This is a genomic window from Paenibacillus sp. sgz302148 (assembly GCF_056120465.1).
This window is the reverse complement of the sequence record NZ_JBVYOJ010000003.1, coordinates 350,698-371,247: the sequence shown is the minus strand read 5'-3', so window position 1 is coordinate 371,247 and position 20,550 is coordinate 350,698. Positions and strand designations below refer to the sequence as shown.

At 51.8% G+C, this 20,550-nt stretch carries 19 protein-coding genes and 1 pseudogene; 15 read left to right on the top strand and 5 right to left on the bottom strand.

Translation table 11 applies throughout. The features are described 5' to 3' along the window. The first annotated feature begins 891 nt into the window (after nucleotides 1–891). The 3 genes from AC0LWM_RS07050 to AC0LWM_RS07040 are packed head-to-tail and all read left to right on the top strand — an operon-like array spanning nucleotide 892 to nucleotide 3,948. A complete protein-coding gene (locus AC0LWM_RS07050; RefSeq protein WP_474674196.1) occupies nucleotides 892–2,364 on the top strand; it encodes a sensor histidine kinase in 1,473 nt (490 codons plus the stop codon). Next, on the top strand, nucleotides 2,364–3,005 hold the full coding sequence (locus AC0LWM_RS07045; protein ID WP_474674195.1) for a response regulator transcription factor: 642 nt from the start codon (nucleotides 2,364–2,366) through the stop codon (nucleotides 3,003–3,005). Before AC0LWM_RS07050 ends, AC0LWM_RS07045 begins: the two co-directional genes overlap by 1 nt. Next, complete coding sequence (locus AC0LWM_RS07040; RefSeq protein WP_474674194.1) at nucleotides 2,995–3,948, top strand: polyprenyl synthetase family protein; 954 nt, start codon at nucleotides 2,995–2,997, stop codon at nucleotides 3,946–3,948. The genes AC0LWM_RS07045 and AC0LWM_RS07040 overlap by 11 nt, the downstream gene beginning before the upstream one ends. Before the next feature lie 173 nt (nucleotides 3,949–4,121). On the opposite strand, the gene AC0LWM_RS07035 is transcribed toward AC0LWM_RS07040, so the two are convergent. After that, nucleotides 4,122–4,298, bottom strand: a complete 177-nt coding sequence (locus tag AC0LWM_RS07035; protein WP_474674193.1) for a hypothetical protein — start codon at nucleotides 4,296–4,298, stop codon at nucleotides 4,122–4,124. Nucleotides 4,299–5,399: 1,101 nt separating this feature from the next. Between AC0LWM_RS07035 and AC0LWM_RS07030 the strand changes: the two genes are divergently transcribed. Genes AC0LWM_RS07030 through AC0LWM_RS07020 form a run of 3 tightly spaced genes read left to right on the top strand, consistent with a single transcriptional unit; the run spans nucleotide 5,400 to nucleotide 8,126 of the window. Next, complete coding sequence (locus tag AC0LWM_RS07030; protein WP_474674192.1) at nucleotides 5,400–6,704, top strand: sensor histidine kinase; 1,305 nt, start codon at nucleotides 5,400–5,402, stop codon at nucleotides 6,702–6,704. Between the two features lie 29 nt (nucleotides 6,705–6,733). After that, complete coding sequence (gene lepB / locus AC0LWM_RS07025; RefSeq protein ID WP_474674222.1) at nucleotides 6,734–7,282, top strand: signal peptidase I; 549 nt, start codon at nucleotides 6,734–6,736, stop codon at nucleotides 7,280–7,282. A 55-nt stretch (nucleotides 7,283–7,337) separates the two neighbouring features. After that, the gene (locus AC0LWM_RS07020) at nucleotides 7,338–8,126 is read left to right on the top strand and encodes a DODA-type extradiol aromatic ring-opening family dioxygenase (protein ID WP_474674191.1); all 789 of its coding nucleotides are present in this window, start codon (nucleotides 7,338–7,340) and stop codon (nucleotides 8,124–8,126) included. Between the two features lie 95 nt (nucleotides 8,127–8,221). Here the strand turns inward: AC0LWM_RS07020 and AC0LWM_RS07015 are convergent, their stop codons facing one another. From AC0LWM_RS07015 to AC0LWM_RS07000, 4 genes are read right to left on the bottom strand one after another with little or no spacing between them, the layout of a single operon-like run. Further along, a complete protein-coding gene (locus tag AC0LWM_RS07015) occupies nucleotides 8,222–8,419 on the bottom strand; it encodes a hypothetical protein (RefSeq protein WP_474674190.1) in 198 nt (65 codons plus the stop codon). Nucleotides 8,420–8,473: 54 nt separating this feature from the next. Further along, nucleotides 8,474–10,072, bottom strand: coding sequence for a GMC family oxidoreductase (locus tag AC0LWM_RS07010; RefSeq protein ID WP_474674189.1), 1,599 nt, complete (start codon nucleotides 10,070–10,072; stop codon nucleotides 8,474–8,476). Then, nucleotides 10,069–10,719: a gluconate 2-dehydrogenase subunit 3 family protein gene (locus AC0LWM_RS07005; protein ID WP_474674188.1), complete on the bottom strand. Its 651-nt coding sequence runs from the start codon at nucleotides 10,717–10,719 to the stop codon at nucleotides 10,069–10,071. Before AC0LWM_RS07005 ends, AC0LWM_RS07010 begins: the two co-directional genes overlap by 4 nt. Nucleotides 10,720–10,741: 22 nt before the next feature. Continuing rightward, nucleotides 10,742–11,134, bottom strand: a complete 393-nt coding sequence (locus tag AC0LWM_RS07000) for a hypothetical protein (RefSeq protein ID WP_474674187.1) — start codon at nucleotides 11,132–11,134, stop codon at nucleotides 10,742–10,744. Nucleotides 11,135–11,246: 112 nt separating this feature from the next. Between AC0LWM_RS07000 and AC0LWM_RS06995 the strand changes: the two genes are divergently transcribed. The 9 genes and pseudogenes from AC0LWM_RS06995 to AC0LWM_RS06955 all read left to right on the top strand — a co-directional run bounded on the left by AC0LWM_RS06995 (nucleotide 11,247) and on the right by AC0LWM_RS06955 (nucleotide 20,516). Continuing rightward, nucleotides 11,247–12,248 (top strand): MraY family glycosyltransferase, encoded by a 1,002-nt coding sequence (locus AC0LWM_RS06995; protein ID WP_474674186.1) that lies wholly within the window; start codon nucleotides 11,247–11,249, stop codon nucleotides 12,246–12,248. A 131-nt stretch (nucleotides 12,249–12,379) separates the two neighbouring features. Continuing rightward, a complete protein-coding gene (locus AC0LWM_RS06990) occupies nucleotides 12,380–13,489 on the top strand; it encodes a PucR family transcriptional regulator (protein ID WP_474674185.1) in 1,110 nt (369 codons plus the stop codon). A gap of 96 nt (nucleotides 13,490–13,585) precedes the next feature. Next, complete coding sequence (locus AC0LWM_RS06985; RefSeq protein ID WP_474674184.1) at nucleotides 13,586–14,710, top strand: ABC transporter ATP-binding protein; 1,125 nt, start codon at nucleotides 13,586–13,588, stop codon at nucleotides 14,708–14,710. 178 nt (nucleotides 14,711–14,888) lie between these two features. After that, nucleotides 14,889–15,827: an HPr(Ser) kinase/phosphatase gene (gene hprK / locus AC0LWM_RS06980; RefSeq protein WP_474674183.1), complete on the top strand. Its 939-nt coding sequence runs from the start codon at nucleotides 14,889–14,891 to the stop codon at nucleotides 15,825–15,827. 156 nt (nucleotides 15,828–15,983) lie between these two features. Next, nucleotides 15,984–17,021 carry a prolipoprotein diacylglyceryl transferase gene (gene lgt / locus AC0LWM_RS06975; RefSeq protein ID WP_474674182.1) on the top strand — a complete coding sequence of 346 codons (1,038 nt, stop codon included), beginning with the start codon at nucleotides 15,984–15,986 and terminating at the stop codon, nucleotides 17,019–17,021. Then, nucleotides 16,975–17,667 (top strand): pyrophosphatase PpaX, encoded by a 693-nt coding sequence (ppaX, locus tag AC0LWM_RS06970; protein WP_474674221.1) that lies wholly within the window; start codon nucleotides 16,975–16,977, stop codon nucleotides 17,665–17,667. The genes lgt and ppaX overlap by 47 nt, the downstream gene beginning before the upstream one ends. Nucleotides 17,668–17,737: 70 nt before the next feature. Then, nucleotides 17,738–18,235 (top strand): annotated as a pseudogene (locus AC0LWM_RS06965) (acyltransferase); the annotation flags it as partial. A 272-nt stretch (nucleotides 18,236–18,507) separates the two neighbouring features. After that, nucleotides 18,508–19,422, top strand: a complete 915-nt coding sequence (locus AC0LWM_RS06960; RefSeq protein WP_474674181.1) for a helix-turn-helix transcriptional regulator — start codon at nucleotides 18,508–18,510, stop codon at nucleotides 19,420–19,422. 98 nt (nucleotides 19,423–19,520) lie between these two features. Further along, nucleotides 19,521–20,516, top strand: a complete 996-nt coding sequence (locus AC0LWM_RS06955; protein ID WP_474674180.1) for a cysteine peptidase family C39 domain-containing protein — start codon at nucleotides 19,521–19,523, stop codon at nucleotides 20,514–20,516. The last annotated feature ends 34 nt before the right edge of the window (nucleotides 20,517–20,550 follow it).

The window sequence follows — 20,550 nt, the reverse complement described above, 5'->3', positions numbered from 1 at the left end:
TCTACTAATATTATATCAAAATTTGTCGGAAAAAGGGGAAAAAATGTGAAAAAAAACAATTTAATATTCACTTTCGCGATTTCCATTTTTTTAATCCAGGTGTGGTTCATATATATCACATTTACTTTCCCTTTCATTGGAATAGGTGTACGCCAGAACGAAAAGGACGAATGGACAATTTCTTCTTTTGATGAAACGAATACAAGAGAAGTAGATCTGCATGTTGGCGATGTATTACTTAATGTAAATGGCGGACAACCAACCGACCATTTTACAGTTCGAAAATGGAAGGGGCTTGAACAAGTCAACCATCTTTTGATTTCTCGAGATGGAGAACTAAAAACTATTAATTTAGAAGGGTTAAGTGACTCAATCGCGTATAATTTGATACCTATATGTGGGGGAGCACTCTGCCAAGTTTTTGCTTTGTTATTATATTTGAAAATTAAAAAATCTAAATCTATTAAATATTTATCTTTGTTATTCGTTGCGATCGGAGGGACCTTTATAAGTCTTGGTGCCTCTGTTAGAGGAGATCTACTAGGTAAATTTTTTATTGAATCTTGGGTAATAGCCGTACCATTTGTATTTTTATACTTCCTCGTCGTGTTTTTCAAGGAAAAGTGCAATATTAATTTATTTTCGAATTTTTATAAAAGAGTATTTCTAATCATAATTGGAATATGGCTAATAAAAGTGAGTTACCTTTTCCCGAACCCTGCAGAATATCTTTTGTATCGTTTTAATGTAAAATCTACCCTTATATTATTCTTGGTTGGTTTAATACTAGTTTTTTATGTATTAGGTTCTCTTTACTTTAAACATCGCAAAGAAAAATCTTATGTTTCAACTGTTATCAAAACAGTCTGGACCGCACTGATCATTTCTTTCATGCCTTTAGTCCTATTATTTATTGTGCCATATTTATTTACTGGAAAAGCAATCCTTACTGGCTCCTACACAGGCTGGTTCATCCTGATCTTCCCGCTTGCATTCACATACCTCATCGCTGCCAAGCGGCTGTACGACATCGACATCGTCATACGCCGGCTGCTGTATACAACTCTGCTTGCGGTTGTGCCGAGTGCGGCCATTGTGGGGATCATTGCCGTGATATTCAGAGGGGGGACTTCGATCGGACGGCTCATTTCGAGCCTGCTGTCGATTACGGTCGTGTTGTCGCTTGTCTTGTATTCATTCGAATATTTTGCGATGCGGCTCGAGAAGGTGATTTTTCCGCGGAAGCATGTGCTTCAGGTAGCTTTGAAGAAGATTTCCAAGAACCTCGGCGCCATTCAAAGTTTCCGGGATATGAAGGATATTATTCTGGTCGACATCGTCAACACGCTGCAGGTGTACGGCGGGGCGATTGTGTATCGTTACCCGGACAACGTAGAGTCGATCTGCGAAGGCAGCATCGATCACAAGGAAGTCGAGCGTGTCGCCCAGGCTCGGATCGTGACGGATGAGGATTCGTTTGTACGATTTGAGATCAATTCGCATGAAGAATATACGAGCTATCTCATTTTGTCGGCCAAGAAGACGAATACGCCGCTCAACCAAGAAGAGAAGCAGTGGCTAACTCTGATCATCACCTACCTGGCCGTAAGCTTGGAAAATCTGTACCTGATCCGCAAGCTGAACTTGAAGCTCAGCGAATTGGCGGCGCAAGGCCCGGGTGAAGGCGGGGACGACGTGTCCTGGTTCCGTAAAATGATGTTCGACCTGCAGGAGAAGGAGCGGGTGCGGATCGCCAACGATCTTCATGATACGACGATGCAGGATATTTTCTTCGTGAGCCGCAAGCTGCAAGCGTTGAATAAGCAGATGAACGGTCCGGAGGAACTGAAACAGCTGAAGGACATTTCCAACCACTTGGAACTCATCAACATGAACCTGCGCCAATGCTGTTTTGAGCTGAACCCGTCATTGCTCAAGACGATCGGACTGGTTAACACAATACATAACCTCGTTGAAATCGAAAAAGAAATTTGTCCGTTCGAGCTCACGTTCATGACGGACGGCAGCGCGCGAATCGAGCTGGTTGATATGGATGTGAAGCGTCATATTTTCCGCATCATCCAGGAGCTCGTCAACAACGCGAAGAAGCATTCGCAAGCGAAGCACGTTCATCTAAAGCTGACGATGACGGGCGGACTCATGTTCATCCTGTATGAAGACGATGGCGTGGGACTGCTGACGGATGCCGCGCCGGCCAAGAAGCCGGAGAAAGCGGGGCTCGGACTTGAGCAAATGAAAGGACGCGTCCATCATTTGAACGGCACGATCGACATTAGCTCTTCCGCCGGCATGGGCGTCCGCGTACAGATCAAAATACCTTATTCGGAAGGAATGACGGCCTAATGAATTCTTTTCACGTGTTGATCGTGGATGATCATCCCGCGCTGGGCTACGGTACAAAAATGATCGTAGAGCAGGTCGAATTTGCCACGGTTGTTGGCATTGCGCAATCCGGGGACGCTTGCATGGAGTTGACCCGGAAGCATCAGCCGCACCTTATCTTCCTAGACTATAACTTGCCGGACATCGCCGGCTACGATTTGGCAGCGCAAATTCGCAGTGAATTTCCTTTGATTCATATCGTTATTTTTACGGGCGTCGATTATATGCCGATGCTGAACGAGCTGCTGGAATTGAAAGTGAGCGGCGTTCTGTCGAAGGAAGCGACCGACGATCAAATTCGGAACATGGTAGCAGCCGTTGCTTCGGGGCAGACCGTGATTCCAATTGCCTTGTTCCATCAGTTTAGGCTTCAGAAGAAGGGCATTCAGCCGCAGCTTTTAACGGACGAAGAAGTATGGATTATGACGCAAATTGTCAAAGGGACGACCAATGAACAGATCGCCGAAGAAATCCATATGAGCAAACGTTCCGTGGACAACTATGTGCGCAAAATTTATGAAAAGCTGGGCGTCACTTCACGGCCGCAAGCGGTGGAGAAGTTTATCGAATACCGTCAGCGCGGTGACCGCCATGGAGCGTAACGTTCGCGATGAAATGATCGAAATCGTCGACAGGTATGTTCATGTACCCGATTTGCGGGAATTGCTGCATGCGTGCGTACTAGAGAAAGAGAATGAAAAGAGTGTCTGGGCGAAGCTGACGATTTCGGTTCACCGGATGCTAGAGGGGACCTTTGAGGGCATTATTCGCGCCGGTGCGGTTACTGAGCTGATTTTGCTGGCGCTGGACATCGCTGACGACATCCAGGATAACGACAACCTGGACAAGCCGTGGATGTCTTGCCCGAAGGAGTATGCCGTTAATTCGATACTGGCATTGTTCGCCGCGGCGACGGCAGAAACGGCGATGCTGCAGGGGAGTTATGCTGCCTCAGGAGGAACCAACCCGGCTGCAGCGAGGCTTAGCGGGGAAATCGGCGTATTGCTGACGCAGGCCGTGAACGGTCAACAGCTCGACCTGAACGGCACGATAGCAACAGAAGAAGATTGCGTCGCATCGGTCATGGGCAAGTCCGGTTCTTTAATTCGGTTGGCGCTGCGGATGGGATACGCCTTCGCTCCTGAGCAGGACGAGTCAGTGGCGGCGCGGTTCGATGCTTTGGCCGATCAGATGGGCATGATGGCGCAATTGCGCAATGATTTGCGCGATGTTCTGCGCTACGATGTGAAAAACGATTTGCTGCACAAGAAAAAAACGCTGCCGATCCTGTTCCTGCTGTCGGATACGGAAAGCCCGTTCCGGGTAGTACGGGATTATTACGAGGGCAGCTTGTCGCGCGATGAGTTTTTGCAGCACAAAATCGAGTGCATCCGCTACATCGAAGACTCAGGCTGTGTCGAATACGTAAATACGATTCGATATTTGTACTACTATGAGGCGGAGAAACTGTTCGGGGAAATCCCGGGTGTTTCGCCGGGAAAAGAGCAATTTCACGAAATTGCGCTGGCTCCGCACGGAGCCTAATAACTAAATATCTACAAAAAGCGAACCGCTTGGATCCTATGATCCGAGCGTTTTTTTCATATTTGCGCAAAACCTATCGAAAATGCGCAAAAAAAATATTGCATATTAACGCGAGGTTAATATACAATATTTTCTAAGAAATGGTTATTCGTATGTAGTTAAGTTCAATGTAATTAAGTCCAATAAGGATAAGGCTCAGTATCTTTTTGTTTATTCTCTGAGAAAACACGGGCTACTGTACGTTGTTCTACTTCGGTCAGATTTTTGATAAAGCTATCATCGTTAACGTCTTTAGACTTCTTTATTACTTGAACTGTGTTTCTGAGTTCTGGCGACCATACAACTCCCATAGACATATTCCCCTTTTATCCAAATTTTAATTACATATATTATGATATAACAAAAAAATTGTATAATAAAGAGGTATTATGGTGAAAAAGATAAAATTATCCCATTATGGTTCGGTTATTCTACTATTGGTGATGATATGGTTCATCTATGTTTCTGTAAAGTATCCGTTTCTAGGGCTCTACGTAGAGCAGAACGAAATGAATCAGTGGGAAATTAAAAATATCGAATGGGAAGGCATCGGAGAAGAACTGGGGTTTAACGTCGGAGATATTGTTACTCGGGTTGATGGAAAAGATCCAAATGAATATTCAAGACTCCTAAACCATAGGGAAATCGAACAGGCGGATAATGTTGACATTTTACGAAATGGGGTTGAGGCTCAAATTTCCGTTCACCAAATGAGTATCGATACCATTTTGATTTTTTCACTCACTGGTGCATTGGTAAGTTCTTTGATCGCGTACTTGTTGTACCGGTCGTTACCCGGGATCAAATCGGTTCAATATTTGTCGCTTGTTTTTCTCACGATCGGATTAATTTATGTTAGCTTAGGTGCTTCTAGCCGAGGAGACGAACTGGCCAAAGCTTTAATTGGTGCGCTCATGATGCTTCTGCCTATCTTTTTTTTCTATTTTTTAATCCATTTCATAAAAGAGAAGGGGGGCATCGTGCTGTCCTTCAGCTTTGTGAAGTATTTATATGGCTTTATTATTGGCGAAGCCGTGTTCCGAATTGTATTGTTTGAATCTTTTCCACCAGATGTTGCTTATGCAATGTTCGAAGGAAATTATAAACTGATTATTATTTTTTTTACTGCCGGTTTTATTCTTGATTTAGCTTTACTGTCTTACGTCTTCTTCAAATACCGCAAGCAAAATCCATATTTATCAATATTGGTGAAGACGATGGGAGTTAGCCTCCTAATTTCATTCGCACCGTTTTGTACGCTTTCTTATTTACCGCAACTCATCTTGGGGTACCAATGGGTCAGCTCAATTTATACTAGTTGGTTTATTCTGCTATTCCCTCTATCGTTCGCCTATTTGATCGCGGCAAAGCGGCTTTACGATATCGATATTATTCTTAAGAGATTGTTGTTCATGACCGTGCTCGCTGTTGGTCCTAGCATTCTGCTTATCGTCATGTTTTTCTTGCTATCCGGCCAAGAAGAATCGATCGGACGGTTATCGCTTGTGTTTGTTTTTACAGTTATCCTTCTCTCAGCGGTCTTGTATTCGTTGGAATATATAACGACGAAGCTGGAAGCGGTCATTTTTCCGCGCAAGCATGTGCTTCAATTGGCGCTCAAGAAGATTGCAAAGAGCCTGGGTGCGATCCAGAGCTTCCGCGAAATGCGCGATATCGTGCTCGTAGACATTGTACATACGCTGCAGGTTGCAGGAGGGGCCATTGTCATCAAGTATATTGATGATGTGGAAACGGTAATCGAAGGAACGATTGATAAAGATGCTGTTGAACACGCAGTGGTGGAAGGTGCGATTCAGAGCTCTCTTTATACGTGGTTCGAAATGAACAAGCATGAGGAGTATACTAGTTACCTCGTCATGACCAATAAAAAAACGAATACAATGCTGAACAAGGAAGAAATCCAGTGGCTGCAGCTTATTATCTCGTATCTTTCGGTTAGCATGGAGAACTTGTATTTGATCAACAAGCTGAATCTGCGGCTGCACGAGCTCGCCACGCAAATGCCGGAGGAGAACGAAAGCGAGTATTTTACATGGATTCGCAAGTCGCTGTTTGATTTGCAAGAGAAAGAAAGGACGCGGATCGCAACGGATTTGCACGATATTACGATGCAGGATATCTTTTTCGTCGGACGGAAGATGCAGTCGCTGCATCAGGAGGTTTCAAGCCAGGAGGGCAAAAAACAGCTCACCGAGGTACTCAACCATCTCGAGCTGATCAATTCGAATTTGCGGCAGTGCTGCTTTGAGTTGAATCCGTCGCTCATCAAGACGATCGGACTCGTCAATACGATCCGCAATCTGATCGAGATGGAGAAAGATAATGTGAACTTCGTCTTTAACTTCGTGACGGACGGCAGCGGCCGGATCGAGACGATGGCGATGGATACGAAAAGGCATTTGTTCCGTATCATCCAGGAACTGCTCAATAACGCGAAGAAGCATTCACAGGCCAAAGAAGTGACGTTAAAAATTTCGGCGGGAAATAGCGATTTATATTTATGGTATGAAGACAACGGCAAGGGCTTTGAGTATGAGCCCAAAGATTTCGACCCGTCCGAGAAGTCCGGCATGGGGCTCGGGCAGCTTCGCAGCCGCGTCGCTTTTATGAACGGGCATATGGATTTGAAAACCGCTATGGGACAGGGCCTGAAGGTGCATATCCGCATTCCGCTGGCGGAAGGGATGACGGCGTAGGAGCGATACATGTTGAAGGGTGGTTCATGATGAAAACGATAAGAAATATTTTAGGTTGGGTCGGTTCTTTTGGAATCGCATTTGTTCTTGCCTTTTTAATAGGGATATTTGTCGTCCAACCGTATCAGGTCTCAGGATCTTCAATGGAGCCTACCTTGACGGATAAAGAACGTATATATGTTTCGAAGCTTTCGCATACCTTTTCTTATCTGCCGGGTTATGGTGATATTGTCATCGTTGACAGCCGAGTAGAAAGAAAACGCTCGTGGACGGACGAAATAATGGAGAATCCGTTGTCGCAGCTTTTTTATTCAAACAATGACGAGCATACTTTTTTGGTTAAACGTGTCATTGGAAGGCCCGGGGATACGATAGAGATCAAGGATCAGTCTTTGTATAAGAACGGGGAAAAGCTGGAGGAACCGTATATTAAAGAAACCATGTATATATCTTCGAGTATGAAATGGATTGTACCGGAAAATCATATTTTCGTGATGGGTGACAATCGCAATCATAGCCTCGACAGTAGAGAGATTGGGTTTATTCCCTTAGATCATGTTATGGGTAAAAAGTTTTGAGCGGGTTGCCCTTGCTGCTTTCTGATATAATGGCAGCATAAGGGGGATGCCAACGATGATGCCATCTTTGTTCATTTCGCACGGCGCGCCGACGCTGGCGATCGAGTCGAACGATTATACCGATTATTTGATCAGGTTTGCACAGAATTTGCCGAAGCCTCGTGCCGTTGTCCTATTTTCGGCCCATTGGGAGAGTCGGGTGCAGCAAGTATCCGGCGTGGAGCAGCATTCGATGATATACGATTTCGCAGGCTTCCCGGAAGAAATGTACCGGATCGTATATTCGGCTCGCGGAGATGCCGATATTACGGCAGAGATTCAAGCTATGTTCGCGGAGTGCGGCATTCCATATCAGGTCGATCAACGGCGAGGGTTGGATCACGGGTCATGGGTCGTGCTGCGCTTGCTGTATCCGGAAGCGGATGTGCCGGTGATTGCGATGTCCGTAAATCCGGACCTCGAGCCAAAGGAACAGTATGCGATCGGCAAAGCACTGGCTGCGCTGCGGGAGAAAGATGTGCTGATCATCGGCAGCGGGGGTACGGTACATAACCTGCCATTGTTGTTTGCAGAACTGCGGGCGAGGCAAGTACCCGGCGGCGATTGGGCGCTGCCGTTCGAGAATTGGCTGGAGGAACGCATTGCCCGGTGGGACACGGAAGCTTTATTCGATTATGTGGCGCAAGCACCGAATGCGCTGATGGCTGTGCCTCCGAACGGCAAGGAGCATTTTGTGCCGTTGTTTTACGCGATGGGGGCGGCGGACAACCATCGTCAATCGAAGCTGCTGTATCGAAGCTATCAAATGGGATCGCTGAGTTTGGCCTGTTGGCAGTTTGGGTGATGGTGGGAAAAAAACGAGCCTCGAAAATCGGGGCTCGTTTTTTGATGGATTCGTAAGGTTGCTCGACGATGCGTTTCCTCTTACTGCTTTCTACGCTATTCGTCAGGCGACCAGTCTACGGCAAGTCGAGTAACCGGAGTCGAATCGCCGCGTTCGATTTCTTCGGACGTGGCATTCACGTCCAATGCGTCGTTTTCGATGCCGGCCGCGATGGTCGGCTCATGCTGTTCGGTCGCGGGAGCGGAAGCGGGGGATGATTGGTTTCGTTCGCCCCGTTTTGCTCTATCAGTCATCTGATCAGCTCCTTAGTTGTGATTAGGAAAGAGGAATTTCACCCAAAAAGGATGTTACAGCTCATGCTTTGCGGCCTTCTCTTTAATATAATCCGCCGTCCGCAATGCGAGTGCCATGACGGTGTTCGTCGGATTGCCGCCGCCGGACGTCACGAACACGCTCGCGTCGCAGACGAACAAGTTCGGGATGTCGTGCGTCTGCCCGTACGAATTGACGACCGACCGCGACGGGTCGTTGCCCATCCGGCAGCCGCCCATCAGATGCGCCGAGTCGGGCACGACGAACTCGGGAATTCCGCCGGCCGCGCTCAGAATCGCTTTCATGTTCGATACGGCATCGTCGATCAGCCGCAAGTCGTTATCGCCGTAGCTGAACGTGACCTTGGCGCGAGGCAACCCGTGTTCGTCCTTCTCATCCGAGAGCGTAACGCGATTGCGCTCGTCCGGCAGCACTTCGCCTACGAGGGTGATACGGCCATAGTGATTGTAGTCCAGCGTCGCCTCGCGCAGACGGCGCCCCCAGATCGGTCCGTCCGTCGATTTGGCCAAGCCTTTGGCAAATTCGACAGGCCGCGCGCCATGGGCGTGCAGCGTGTAGCCGCGAACGAAACCTTTTTGCGGATCCGTACCGTAAAACTCCTGCGTTGTGGCAAGCACCGGCGTTCCTTTATACAAACGGATCTCCTCATCGAACTTCGCGTATACGTCGTGACTGCTATGCGGCATAATGGCCCGGCCAACCCAACCGCTGCTGTTCGCGAGTCCGTCGGGGAACGCGGCGTTGGCCGAATTGAGCAGCAGCCGCGGCGTCTCGACGACAAAAGCGGAGAGGATGACGAGCCTGGCCTTCTGCCGGTACGTCTGCCCCTCGTGCACGAATTCGACGCCGGTCGCCCTTCCGTCCGCGCCCATTAATACTTGCGTCACCATGCAGTCGGCCAGAACATCGGCGCCGGCGCTCATCGCCTTCGGAATATGGGAGATCAGCGTGCTGAACTTGGCGTTCGGCATGCACCCTTGGTTGCAGAAGCCGCGATTGATGCACGGCGGGCGGCCTTCGAAGGGCGCCGACAGGATCGCAAGCGGCGCTACGACGGAACGGATGCCAAGCTTCTCGCAGCCGTTCATGAACATATAGGCGTTCGGGCTGAGCGGCTCGCGTTCCGGGTACGGGTACGGTCCGTGAAAGCTGCCCCACGGAAAATGCTTCGGGCCGGATACGGCGATATCTTGCTCGGTTCGGAGGTAATACGGCTCAAGATCCGCGTAGGAGATCGGCCAGTCTTCGGCTACGCCGTCCAGCGTACTTACGCGAAAGTCGCTTTCGTGAAACCGGAGGAACACGCCCGTGAAATGCGTCGTTCCTCCACCGACACCGCGCCCCGAGTTGTTATGGCCCATCTGCAGCGGGTGATGGCCGTCGACGATGCGGGTATCCTGCCAGCCGAGATTTTGCATGCTGAGCTCGTCGCTCGCGAAATCCCGCTGCGGGTCGCGGAACGGCCCCGCGTCCAGTACGACGACGCGCATTCCGGCTTCGGCCAGCTCCTTGGCAAGTACGCCTCCCGCGGCGCCGGCGCCAACGATGACAACGTCGGCTTCTTCATTCGCATATTTTCGTTCCGTAAACGGTGAAGGTTTCGTTAGGCTCATTCCGGCTTCGCCTCCCAAGGATCAAGCTGCCCAAGCTGGGTACGGACATACCCCCGCGGATAAGCCGGTCCGCCGTAGCCGAGCTCGGACCATACTTTCGGGTGCGAATAATAAGCTTCTACCGTTAACGTAAGAAGCTTCTGGAAAAAATCATGCTGCGGTACAGAGGCTCTGACTTGGCTGTTATCGCCGCCACCGACGCCGGTGTCGACTAAGCGGCTGCCGTCCCATGCATCTGCGGGCGTCAGCCGGCTAGCGGACAGCTCCTCAAGCAATTGCAATTGGGAGGCATCATCCAGTGAAATAAACGGCAACTTATACCGGGTCCGGGCAACGTCATCCAGCGCTTTCAGCCCGCCGCTCAGCAGCTTGCGAATCGGCGGAACGCCCGCTTTGCGCTGGCCCTCGCCTTTGTCGGCGTGCAGCTTGTCGTCGATATGCCCCACGACGAAATCAACGATATCGCTGCGCAGGTCGTCGACGATTACGGAGCAAGCGGCACGCAGTATTTCCGCTTCGACGTCGTTCAAATACCGCCAGCCGTGCTCCCGGACGAGCCGAGCTGAAACGATGCTTTGCGTGTGGTCGTCCCATGCCGAAACTTCATCCATTACATTGTAAGCGGGGTATCGGCTTTGTTGTGCCATCGTTCATAACACCTCCTTCAGTTCATCTCCAGTAATAGCCGAACAAAGCAAGCACGCTCAGTGCCGAAATAAGCAGAGGCAAAATCACCGGCGGACCGATAAGGAAATTTCGTAATGCATAACCCCCGACACGTATGCCAACGCCTCGAATGTGGTAATAAAAACCCAGCAGCCCGCTGAAAATGCCGACCCACATACAGACGACGAATACAATGCCGAGCCAATTTGCCGCATAGAACGAGTACAACAACCCGACGATAAAAAAAACCGGAAGCTCGTATACCGGCGCCCACATCGCTTTATGGTGGAAATTTTGCCGGTAATGAAACATCGTTACCTGCACGCCAACTAGCAAAAAAGCGGCGCTAGCGAACAAAATGACGATCCGCTCGAGCGGCCAACCGTTCCAGTACATGTACCCAACTCCTTTAAATTCGCCTTCGGAAACAACTTGTCGCGCTTTCCTCGCCCTATATTTTTCCACTTTTTGCGTCGTTTATCCGCAATGCAATTCGGCAACGATAAAATTGATTCGTCCAGGCGGCGAATCAACGAACGGCATCGTAAGGGAGGGAACCGCCATCGCTTATTTCATCGCCTTGATAACCAGCTTCGGGCTGGTGTTCGCCCTAGTCCCGGCCGTTCGGCGCGTGGCGTTATGGAGCGGGTTCGTCGACCGCCCGTCGCAGCGCAAAATTCATGCATCTCCCATTCCGCTGCTGGGGGGCGCGGCGATATATGCCGGCTGTCTCGGCACGATTCTTGCGTTCGAGGGCGTGTCCCCGCTGACGTTGACCGTTGCGATCGGCGGAACGCTGCTCGTGGCTACAGGGCTCGTGGACGATTGGTACAAGTCGCGCGGCAAAGATTTTGCCGTATGGCCGCGCCTTATCATCTACCTCATCGCGGCGACCGTTCCGCTCTGGTTCGGGATACGGATCATCGGCGTTACGGATTTGCAGCATCACGGCATGATCTTTTTTCCGGAATGGCTTGTCTGGCTCGGTACGATCGTTTGGGTATTCGCCATCACGAACATGATCAATTTCATCGACGGCGTCGACGGACTCGCTGCAGGCATTGCAACGTTGTCGGCTTTGACCTTGTTCGTTGCGGCGCTGCTTAAAGGCGAGAACGGCACGGCACTGCTTGCCGTAGTCATCGTAGGCGTATGCCTTGCTTTTCTGACCTACAATTTTCATCCCGCCAAAATTTTCATGGGCGACGCCGGAGCAACCTTCCTCGGTTATACGTTATCCGTCATTGCCATCGACGGCGCCTTCAAAAGCGCCACGTTCGTGTCGATCTCGGTACCGCTGTTGGCGCTAGGTGTGCCAATCCTGGATACGGCTATCGTTTTCGTTCGCAGGCTGATTGAAGGCAAAGGCCTGCACCGGGCGGACAAGCTGCATACGCACCATAGCCTGATGAAGTGGGGATTAACGCAGACGCAAACGGTTTCCTTTTTATATCTGATCGGCGCCTTGTTCTGCTTGTTATCGATCATCATCCTGCTCGTCATCAGTTAACGACAATGGCCGAACCCTTGTATTCGGATAGGGATTTCGGCTTTTTATATTGAAGCGAAAGCATGGTACAATACATAAAAAGTACGAGAAAAGCACGAACTAGAGACATCAACAAGAGCGGAGTGGGAGCCATGGGGATGGATTGGGAACGGGTGAAAAGGCAGCTGGAGCAAATTTTGGATGCGCCGCTGACGATCGTGAAAGTCGATGCGGAGCATTGGGGACAGGCTGGGGTCTTGTCCGGTACGGCCGGCAAAGAAGAGAACAAAAGCATCGTTCAGGATCATACGGTGCTATTTCCGCTTCGCCGCGACGGCTTGACCATCGAGGCGCTAGCCGTATCGGAAGAGCTCATAACCGCATCCGAGAGACAGCTGATCGACATGCTGCTGGAGGCGTTTCATACGCCCCCAAGACGGCCGGCCGGGACCGAAGAAGAACGGCGGGCGCTGCAAATTCGCACATGGCTTCAGCAGCAGTTGGAGAATGGCGTCACCGGCGCGGAAATGCCCGATACGCTTGCCACGCAATCGTCCATGTACACGGCTAAAATCCCGCTGTTGCTCTACGGCGATTATCCGGAGACGAAGCGGGTGTCTTACGGCGAGCTGAAGAAGCTGCTCGAGTCGTTCTTCGACGAGGATGTAACGCTCATCCCGCTGATGGACAAGGAGTGGCTTATCCTTGGCGCGGAGTCGCTGCTCACGGATAGCGAAGCGGGCAAAGACGGCGAAGAGGAAACGGCGGAGGAAGCGCTGCAATCGCTTGTATCGGGACTCTATGAGATGCTGGCTAGCGAATGGGTGGGAGAATGCCATCTTGCCGTTCACCATCCGATTGTTCCTGCCAAATCGATCGTTTCCGCCGTCATGCTGCTCCGAGAGACGATCTCGCTCGGGCGCAAGTACCATGTAGGCGCCAATATCCATCTGCCGTGGATGCTCCGTCTGGAACGGCTGCTGAACGGCATTCCCGATGCGCAGAAGGAACGGTTCATGGAGCAGGTGCTGAAACGCGCCGACCATGTGCTGGAGCCGGAAACGTTAACGACGCTGGAAACGTTCTTTCAGCTGGATTGCAGTGTCAGCGAAACCGCCAAGCGCCTATATATTCATCGCAATACGCTGCTATACCGTCTAGACCGGTTAAAACAGGAAACCGGGCTTGATGTCCGCACGTTCAGCGACGCAGTACTAGTGAACATCATTTTGCTATTGTATAAAGTAACGAAAAGAAAGTAGTTATTTTTGTGAAGTTTGTGCATAGTCATATGGTAGCCTGTGAGATAAGATAGGTAATAGAAAATCTAAATCAAAATCGTGTAGGGGGAAATGTACATGGCAGGCGTACGCTTAGAGCACATTTACAAGCGCTACCAAGGTAGCGATGCAGCTTCGGTTAAAGACTTCAATCTTGACATCAAGGACAAAGAGTTCCTCGTACTCGTCGGACCTTCCGGTTGCGGCAAATCGACGACACTCCGTATGATCGCGGGCCTTGAAGAAATTTCCGAAGGCAGCCTGTATATCGGCGACCGTCTTGTAAACGACGTTGCACCAAAAGACCGCGACATCGCGATGGTTTTCCAATCCTATGCTTTGTACCCACATATGAACGTTTACCAAAACATGGCTTTTGGTCTGAAATTGCGTAAATTCAAAAAAGCAGACATCGACAAACGCGTTCGTGAAGCTGCTAAAATTCTCGATATCGAACATTTGCTGGATCGTAAACCGAAGGCTCTCTCCGGTGGTCAACGTCAGCGTGTCGCCTTGGGCCGCGCGATCGTTCGCGAACCGCAAGTATTCTTGATGGACGAACCGCTTTCCAACTTGGACGCGAAACTTCGCGGACAAATGCGCGCGGAAATCAGCAAACTGGCTAAACGTCTCGAAACAACCGTTATCTACGTAACGCATGACCAAATCGAGGCTATGACGATGGGTGACCGGATCGTCGTTATGAAAGACGGCATCATCCAACAAGCTGCTTCTCCGGAAGAGCTTTACAACCACCCAGTCAACATTTTCGTTGCCGGCTTTATCGGCGCTCCTTCGATGAACTTCATCACAGGTACGCTGTCTGATCAAGGCGGAGCCGTTCGCTTCAGAGCGACTGGTATCGACGTCGTTGTTCCAGAAGGCAAAGCACAAGCTCTGCGCGGTAAAGGGCTGATCGGCAAAGAAGTGATTCTGGGCATTCGTCCGGAAGAGCTTCACGAAGAGCCGGTATTCCTGGAAGCCTCCCCGAACAGCATCGTTAGCGCACACATTGAGGTTGCTGAGAACTTGGGTCACGAAATGTACCTGTACCTGAACGGTCTTGGCAAAGATACCGTTATCGCTCGCGTAGACGGACGCGCTGGACTGAAAGAAGGCAGCAACGTGAAATTGGCGCTTGATATGAACAAAATTCATATCTTCGACAAAGAAACCGAACTGAACGTATTCGAAAACAACTAATCCAATTCGCCTCCATGTGGCGATAGCATAAGAAACCGTCCGAATCGATTCGGGCGGTTTTTTTGATATTTTGCTTTTTTCAGCGGTTTTCATGGTAAACGTTGATTTGTCGCGTCAATTCCTTTACGATGATAGATATGGGAAAAAGATGTATACAGACAGGCGAGGAGAGAATACGATGGCGAAAAAAGTAAAGGTTGCCGACCTGGTGCAGCAGTTTCACCTCGAAATTGTCGTTGGCGAGTCCGGCCTCAAGCGGACGATCACGGTTGCCGATTTGAACCGTCCGGGACTAGCGGTCGCCGGATATTTTAATTATTACCCACCCGAACGGGTCCAAATATTAGGCCGTACGGAGCTGGCCTTCTTCGAGACATTGTCGCCTGCGGAGCGCCGGGAGCGTTCGGAGCGGCTTTGCCACGACGAGACGCCGTGCATCATCATCACGCGCGGTCTTACGATTCCGGAGGAGCTGGTCGATGCGGCCGAGCACAACGGCGTACCGCTGCTGCGGAGCCCGATGGCGACAACGATCATCGCGAGCCGGATTACCGGTTTCTTGGAAAATAAGCTGGCGCCAACGGCGACCATTCACGGCGTATTGGTCGAAGTATACGGCATCGGCATTCTCATTACGGGCAGCAGCGGCATCGGCAAAAGCGAAACGGCGCTGGAGCTCGTCAAGCGCGGCCACCGGCTGATCGCCGACGACGCGGTCGAAATTCGCCAGACGGCGGATTTGCAGCTGCACGGCACGGCGCCGGAGCTGATTAAGCATTTGCTCGAAATTCGCGGCGTCGGCATCATTAACGCGATGACGCTGTTCGGAGCTGGCGCGATCCGCAATCATAAGAAAATATCCGTTGTCGTCAAGCTCGAGACGTGGCAGCAAGACAAGCAATACGACCGGCTCGGCCTCGACGAGGAGACGACGCGCATTCTGGACACCGATGTGCCGCTTGTCACGATTCCGGTACGTCCTGGACGGAACTTGGCCGTTATAATCGAGGTCGCGGCGATGAACTTCCGCTTGAAGCGCATGGGCTATAACGCGGCGCTGCAGTTCACGAACAAGCTCACCGAGACGATTCAAGACGATATGGACGATATCGATTAAACCGTACGTAAGATGAGAACAAATGCGTAAAAAAAGGATTAGCCGTGCTGCGGGTTGCCGATAATGTTACCTATGTATACGAATTTACATCTCTAATGGACCGTCGAAGGAAGAAAGAGGCAGAACGTGTTTTAATTGTTGAGGAGGATGCGCACGATGGGATATTTGCTGGTGAATCCGGTCGCTTTTTACATCGGATCGTTACCTGTGCATTGGTACGGCATCATATTGGGGACCGCCGCTTTGGTCGGGTTGTATTTGGCCGTGCGCGAAGGGAAACGGTTCGGCATTACGCCGGATTTCTTCATGGATCTGCTGCTGCTTGGCGTGCCGTCGGCGATTATCGGAGCAAGAATCTATTATGTCGCCTTTAAATGGGATTATTATCAGAGCCACCTGAACGAAGTGTATCAGATTTGGGAGGGTGGCATAGCGATATATGGTGCCTTGATCGGCGCGATTATTTGCGGCATTATTTATTTTCGATATAAAGGATATCCGTTCTGGCGGATGGTCGATATATGCGCGCCTTCGCTGCTTGCGGGGCAAATGATCGGGCGTTGGGGCAACTTTATGAACCAAGAAGCCTATGGCGGGCCGATCAGCGAAAGCTTTCTGCGGAACACGCTGCATTTGCCGAACTTTATCGTCGATCAGATGAACGTGAACGGCACATACCATCACCCAACGTTCCTGTACGAGTCGTTATGGAATTTAGTCGGGCTGATCCTTTTGTTTGTCTTGCGCCGCCGCGTCGCATTGCGTGCGGGCGAATTGTTCATTACGTATTTAATGTGGTATTCGATCGGGCGATTTTATGTCGAAGGGCTGCGGACGGACAGCTTGGCCTTTGCAGGTCCGGATTGGCTGGCGGCGTTCGTGAACGGAATTTGGTCGCCGATGACGATTGTATTCGAACCGGGTTATCTGGATCCGAACTATGGTAATGTTCGAATTTCGCAGTTGGTTGCGATCCTGACCGTCGTTGCGGGGATTGTGCTGATCTGGGTGCGCCGGGCCAAAGGATACGCGAATGCCAAATACAACGATCCGATTGTATCGACCCGCGTGGTGAGCCCGGCAGGTCATCCGGCGAACGGATCGTCCGGCGATCGGGAAACAACGAAGGGAGCGCAGCGTGCGAACGATGGAGGAAATGAACGAGGTCAAGACGGCGAAGCAGAGTCGTCTTAACGAAACAACAATCGATACGATGCTGTTCGATCTGGATGGTACCATTCTGGATACGAACGAATTGATCATCCAAACGTTCTTGAACATATTAAAGGGACTTGTGCCTGAAGACTTCGGCCGCGAGCACATCATCCCTTCGATGGGGCAGCCGCTTTTGGATCAGCTGCGGTTGTTTACCGGGCTGGAGGATGTTCAGCATCTTGTCCAAGCGTACCGTGAAGTGAACATCAGGATGCACGATGACCTGGTGCGGGAGTTTCCGCACGTACGCGAAGTACTGGCGAAGCTTCGCGACAGAGGCACCAAGCTGGGAGTCGTGACGACGAAGGTGCGCCATACAACCGAGATGGGACTCAAGCTGTACGGGATGCAGGGTTATTTCGACACGATCGTCACGTTCGACGACATCGAGTTTCCGAAGCCGCATCCGCAGCCGGTGCTGCTGGCGATCGAACGGCTTGGAGCCGACCCGAAGCGGACGATGATGATCGGCGACAGCCCGGCGGACATTCAGGCGGCGAACAACGCAGGCGTGATTTCCGTTGGCGTGGCCTGGTCGCTGAAGGGCGCCGAGGTGCTTCGCGGGTATGGTGCGGCTTATGTCATTGACGATATGTACGATTTGTTGGACATGCTTGGGGAGTAGCGTATTATCAGGGCGGAAGCCGTTCGTAATGAATATTAGAAAGCATGGTTGGATTGGAGCGGGATTCGCTTTGAGACAAACGGAACGTTACCCGGTCGAAGGACCGAATGCGTTATCGCAAATTTATCGCACCGTCAGCAAGTGGAAGGCGGTGCGTAATTTTATTTGTATCCAAATCTCGCGTTATTCGCCTTCGCTGCGCGTGAAGCGCTGGATCTACCGGAACGTGCTCGGCATGAAAGTCGGCGACGATACGGCGTTTGCGCTTATGGTCATGGTCGACGTCTTCTTCCCCGAGCGGATTCATGTCGGCAATAATACGATCATCGGCTATAATACGACGATTCTGGCCCATGAATATTTGATCCGGGAATACCGGCTTGGCGATGTCAGGATCGGCTCGAATGTGATGATCGGCGCGAATACGACGATATTGCCCGGCGTGACGATCGGAGACAACGCCGTCGTTGCGGCTGGCTCCATCGTGCATAAGGATGTGGCGGCCGGCGCCTTCGTTGGCGGTAATCCGCTGCGGGAGCTGAAGCCGTCCGCCGCATCCGCCGCGTCCGCCGGGGCTGCAAGCACTGCCGCCGGAGTAGCTCAGCGGGTGACAGAGCCGGCAGGCGGCGCGGATGCGTGGGACATGGTCGGAGGCGTGCTGCCGCAGGATGCCGAAGCTTTGCGCCATCGCGAGCGTGCGGATAACGGCGATGGGGAAGCGAGTGCTCGCGCGGTCACCACAGGCGGCGGACAAGCGAAGGTTGCTGCGGCCGGCATAGATAGCGGTGAAGCAAGCCGCGTGAAGGCGGCAAACGGCACTCGTGAGCGAGGAAGACGCGAATGAGCAACCTGCATCGGGTCCGCTGGTTCGACGCCCAAGTGCGTGCCGGCAAGCATCCGAACAGCGGCAAGCTGGCCGAGCAGTTCGAAATTTCGCAGCGGCAAGCTCAGCGCGATATCGATTACATGGCGAGCTCGCTTGGGGCGCCGCTGCTGTATGTCGCCAAGCAGCGGGGCTACACGTACGAGGACGCGACCTATATGCTGCCGAGCCTGGTCATGACGGAGCAGGAGCGGAGCATGCTCAAGTTTCTCGCTTACCGCTACGAGCAATACAATTACGAGAATGCGACGGAGATGAACCGTTTCGCGCATCTGCTCCGCCGTATCACCGAAGACGGGCGCGGCAGCTCGCCGGAGAAGAAGCGGATGCCGGCCTTCGGCTTTGATCCGGAACGGATGCAGTCGTTCGTCTTGCTGCAGAATGCGATAGAGCAGAAGCGCAAAGCAACGATCCGTTACGGCGACGACGCGGGCGAAACCGGCCTTGTCGTCCATCCGTACGAATGGATCTGCGAGTTCGACGCCGATTATTTGGCGGCCTATTGCGAGAAGCTGCTGGAACGCAGAATGTTCCGGCTGGACCGCATCCGTGACGTGATCGTCATGGATGACCGATATGACGCCCTAGCGGGTGAACCGGCCGCATCTCAGATGGCGGGTGCGCCTGGCAATCAGCCTAAGCCGTTCCGGGCGCGGCTGCGTTTTGCCGAGGAGCCGGGCAGCGCGATTTGGTACGGCTACCCGCTGGACCGGGTGGAGCCATGCGTATATGACGTCGATTTTTACGACATCCCGCTGTTCGTGAAGCAGCTTCTGTGCTCGGAATGGGACGAGCTGCTGTCGCCGAAGTGGCTGAAGATGAAGCTAGCCGAGGCGGCGCGGACGGTCTTGATGAAGCTGGATCTCGATTAACAGGCCGGAACAAATAGATATAGCGGAACGTTCCAAGTGGTACGACATTTTATGTCGTACCATTTGTTTTATGATAGACATGCAAGGGAGGGGAACGGATGGCATCGGTCATGCTGGACCATATTCGCATGAAGCGCGAATCCAAATCGTTTACGGACAGTCTACATGCCGTGCTGACGGCGGCGAATTTGTTCGACGGCCCGAAATACCGGTTGTCGGGGCTTAGCGGCATGGCGTTTAAGCTGTCGGTTCATCGCCAATTGCTCCCATTGTCGGTAACGGCGTACGGGCAATGGGGAGACGAGCATTGCCCCGCCGTCGACCGCCTCGGCATATTCACGCAATTTGACGGCGGACGTACAAGGCATCCGACGTTTCGGTGTTATCAGCAGGCGGGGGTGCGTCAAGTAAAGCGAGAGCTGGATCAGGGCCGCGGCGTCATCTATTGGATTCCCGAATTCGGCGTCATTCACGGCTATGATGATGAGGATGAAGTGTTCTACATCCGGAATGGTTGGTCGGAGGCAAGCGAAATCGTATTATATGATAATTTCGGGCTGAACGTGACCCCGTTCTGGTATATCCAGACCGTCGGCGGCCAAGTCCACGTTCCGCTGCACGAACAAATCGCGGAGTCGCTGCGCGCCTCCGTGCAGGAGTGGAATACGCCCTATAAGACGCTGCCGGACCGCGATATCGGCTCGGGCAGACTGGCGTATCGCTATTGGCTCGATGCGCTGGAAGCGGGAGATTACGACGAGTTCGGTGCCGTATATATTTTGCAATCTTACGCGACGGCCAAAAGTGAAATTCGCGATTACATGCACGAAGCCGCGGCTTCGATTGCCGAATTGGGCGGAATCGCCGAGCTGAGCGCACGCATCGCGGATGCGGCGGACGAAGCCGCGCGCTGCATCGATCATCGCGGTAAAGGCCCGAAGCTCGACCGCGGCAAGCTGGCCGAGCTGCAGCAAGCGCTTCGCCAGGCGTTGGCCGTGGAAGAACGGTTCGCCCAAGAAGCCGAAGCGTTCCTGGCTAGCCGCGAGACGGAGCGAACGATCGTCCCGCGCTGGGGAACTTGTTCTCCGCGATAAGCAAAGTGGGGGACCGCAAGAAACCAAGTGGAAT

Bases quoted from the DNA above. Each gene is read 5' to 3' on its own strand.
- AC0LWM_RS07010 (WP_474674189.1), bottom strand. From the start codon at position 10,072: ATGAGCCTAACGAAACCTTCACCGTTTACGGAACGAAAATATGCGAAT.
- AC0LWM_RS07035 (WP_474674193.1), bottom strand. From the start codon at position 4,298: ATGGGAGTTGTATGGTCGCCAGAACTCAGAAACACAGTTCAAGTAATA.
- lgt (WP_474674182.1), top strand. From the start codon at position 15,984: ATGGGATATTTGCTGGTGAATCCGGTCGCTTTTTACATCGGATCGTTA.
- AC0LWM_RS07015 (WP_474674190.1), bottom strand. From the start codon at position 8,419: ATGACTGATAGAGCAAAACGGGGCGAACGAAACCAATCATCCCCCGCT.
- AC0LWM_RS07005 (WP_474674188.1), bottom strand. From the start codon at position 10,719: ATGGCACAACAAAGCCGATACCCCGCTTACAATGTAATGGATGAAGTT.
- AC0LWM_RS07000 (WP_474674187.1), bottom strand. From the start codon at position 11,134: ATGTACTGGAACGGTTGGCCGCTCGAGCGGATCGTCATTTTGTTCGCT.
- lepB (WP_474674222.1), top strand. From the start codon at position 6,734: ATGAAAACGATAAGAAATATTTTAGGTTGGGTCGGTTCTTTTGGAATC.
- AC0LWM_RS07045 (WP_474674195.1), top strand. From the start codon at position 2,364: ATGAATTCTTTTCACGTGTTGATCGTGGATGATCATCCCGCGCTGGGC.
- AC0LWM_RS07020 (WP_474674191.1), top strand. From the start codon at position 7,338: ATGATGCCATCTTTGTTCATTTCGCACGGCGCGCCGACGCTGGCGATC.
- AC0LWM_RS06955 (WP_474674180.1), top strand. From the start codon at position 19,521: ATGGCATCGGTCATGCTGGACCATATTCGCATGAAGCGCGAATCCAAA.
- AC0LWM_RS07040 (WP_474674194.1), top strand. From the start codon at position 2,995: ATGGAGCGTAACGTTCGCGATGAAATGATCGAAATCGTCGACAGGTAT.
- AC0LWM_RS07030 (WP_474674192.1), top strand. From the start codon at position 5,400: ATGACCGTGCTCGCTGTTGGTCCTAGCATTCTGCTTATCGTCATGTTT.
- ppaX (WP_474674221.1), top strand. From the start codon at position 16,975: ATGGAGGAAATGAACGAGGTCAAGACGGCGAAGCAGAGTCGTCTTAAC.
- AC0LWM_RS07050 (WP_474674196.1), top strand. From the start codon at position 892: ATGCCTTTAGTCCTATTATTTATTGTGCCATATTTATTTACTGGAAAA.
- AC0LWM_RS06990 (WP_474674185.1), top strand. From the start codon at position 12,380: ATGGGGATGGATTGGGAACGGGTGAAAAGGCAGCTGGAGCAAATTTTG.
- hprK (WP_474674183.1), top strand. From the start codon at position 14,889: ATGGCGAAAAAAGTAAAGGTTGCCGACCTGGTGCAGCAGTTTCACCTC.
- AC0LWM_RS06960 (WP_474674181.1), top strand. From the start codon at position 18,508: ATGAGCAACCTGCATCGGGTCCGCTGGTTCGACGCCCAAGTGCGTGCC.
- AC0LWM_RS06985 (WP_474674184.1), top strand. From the start codon at position 13,586: ATGGCAGGCGTACGCTTAGAGCACATTTACAAGCGCTACCAAGGTAGC.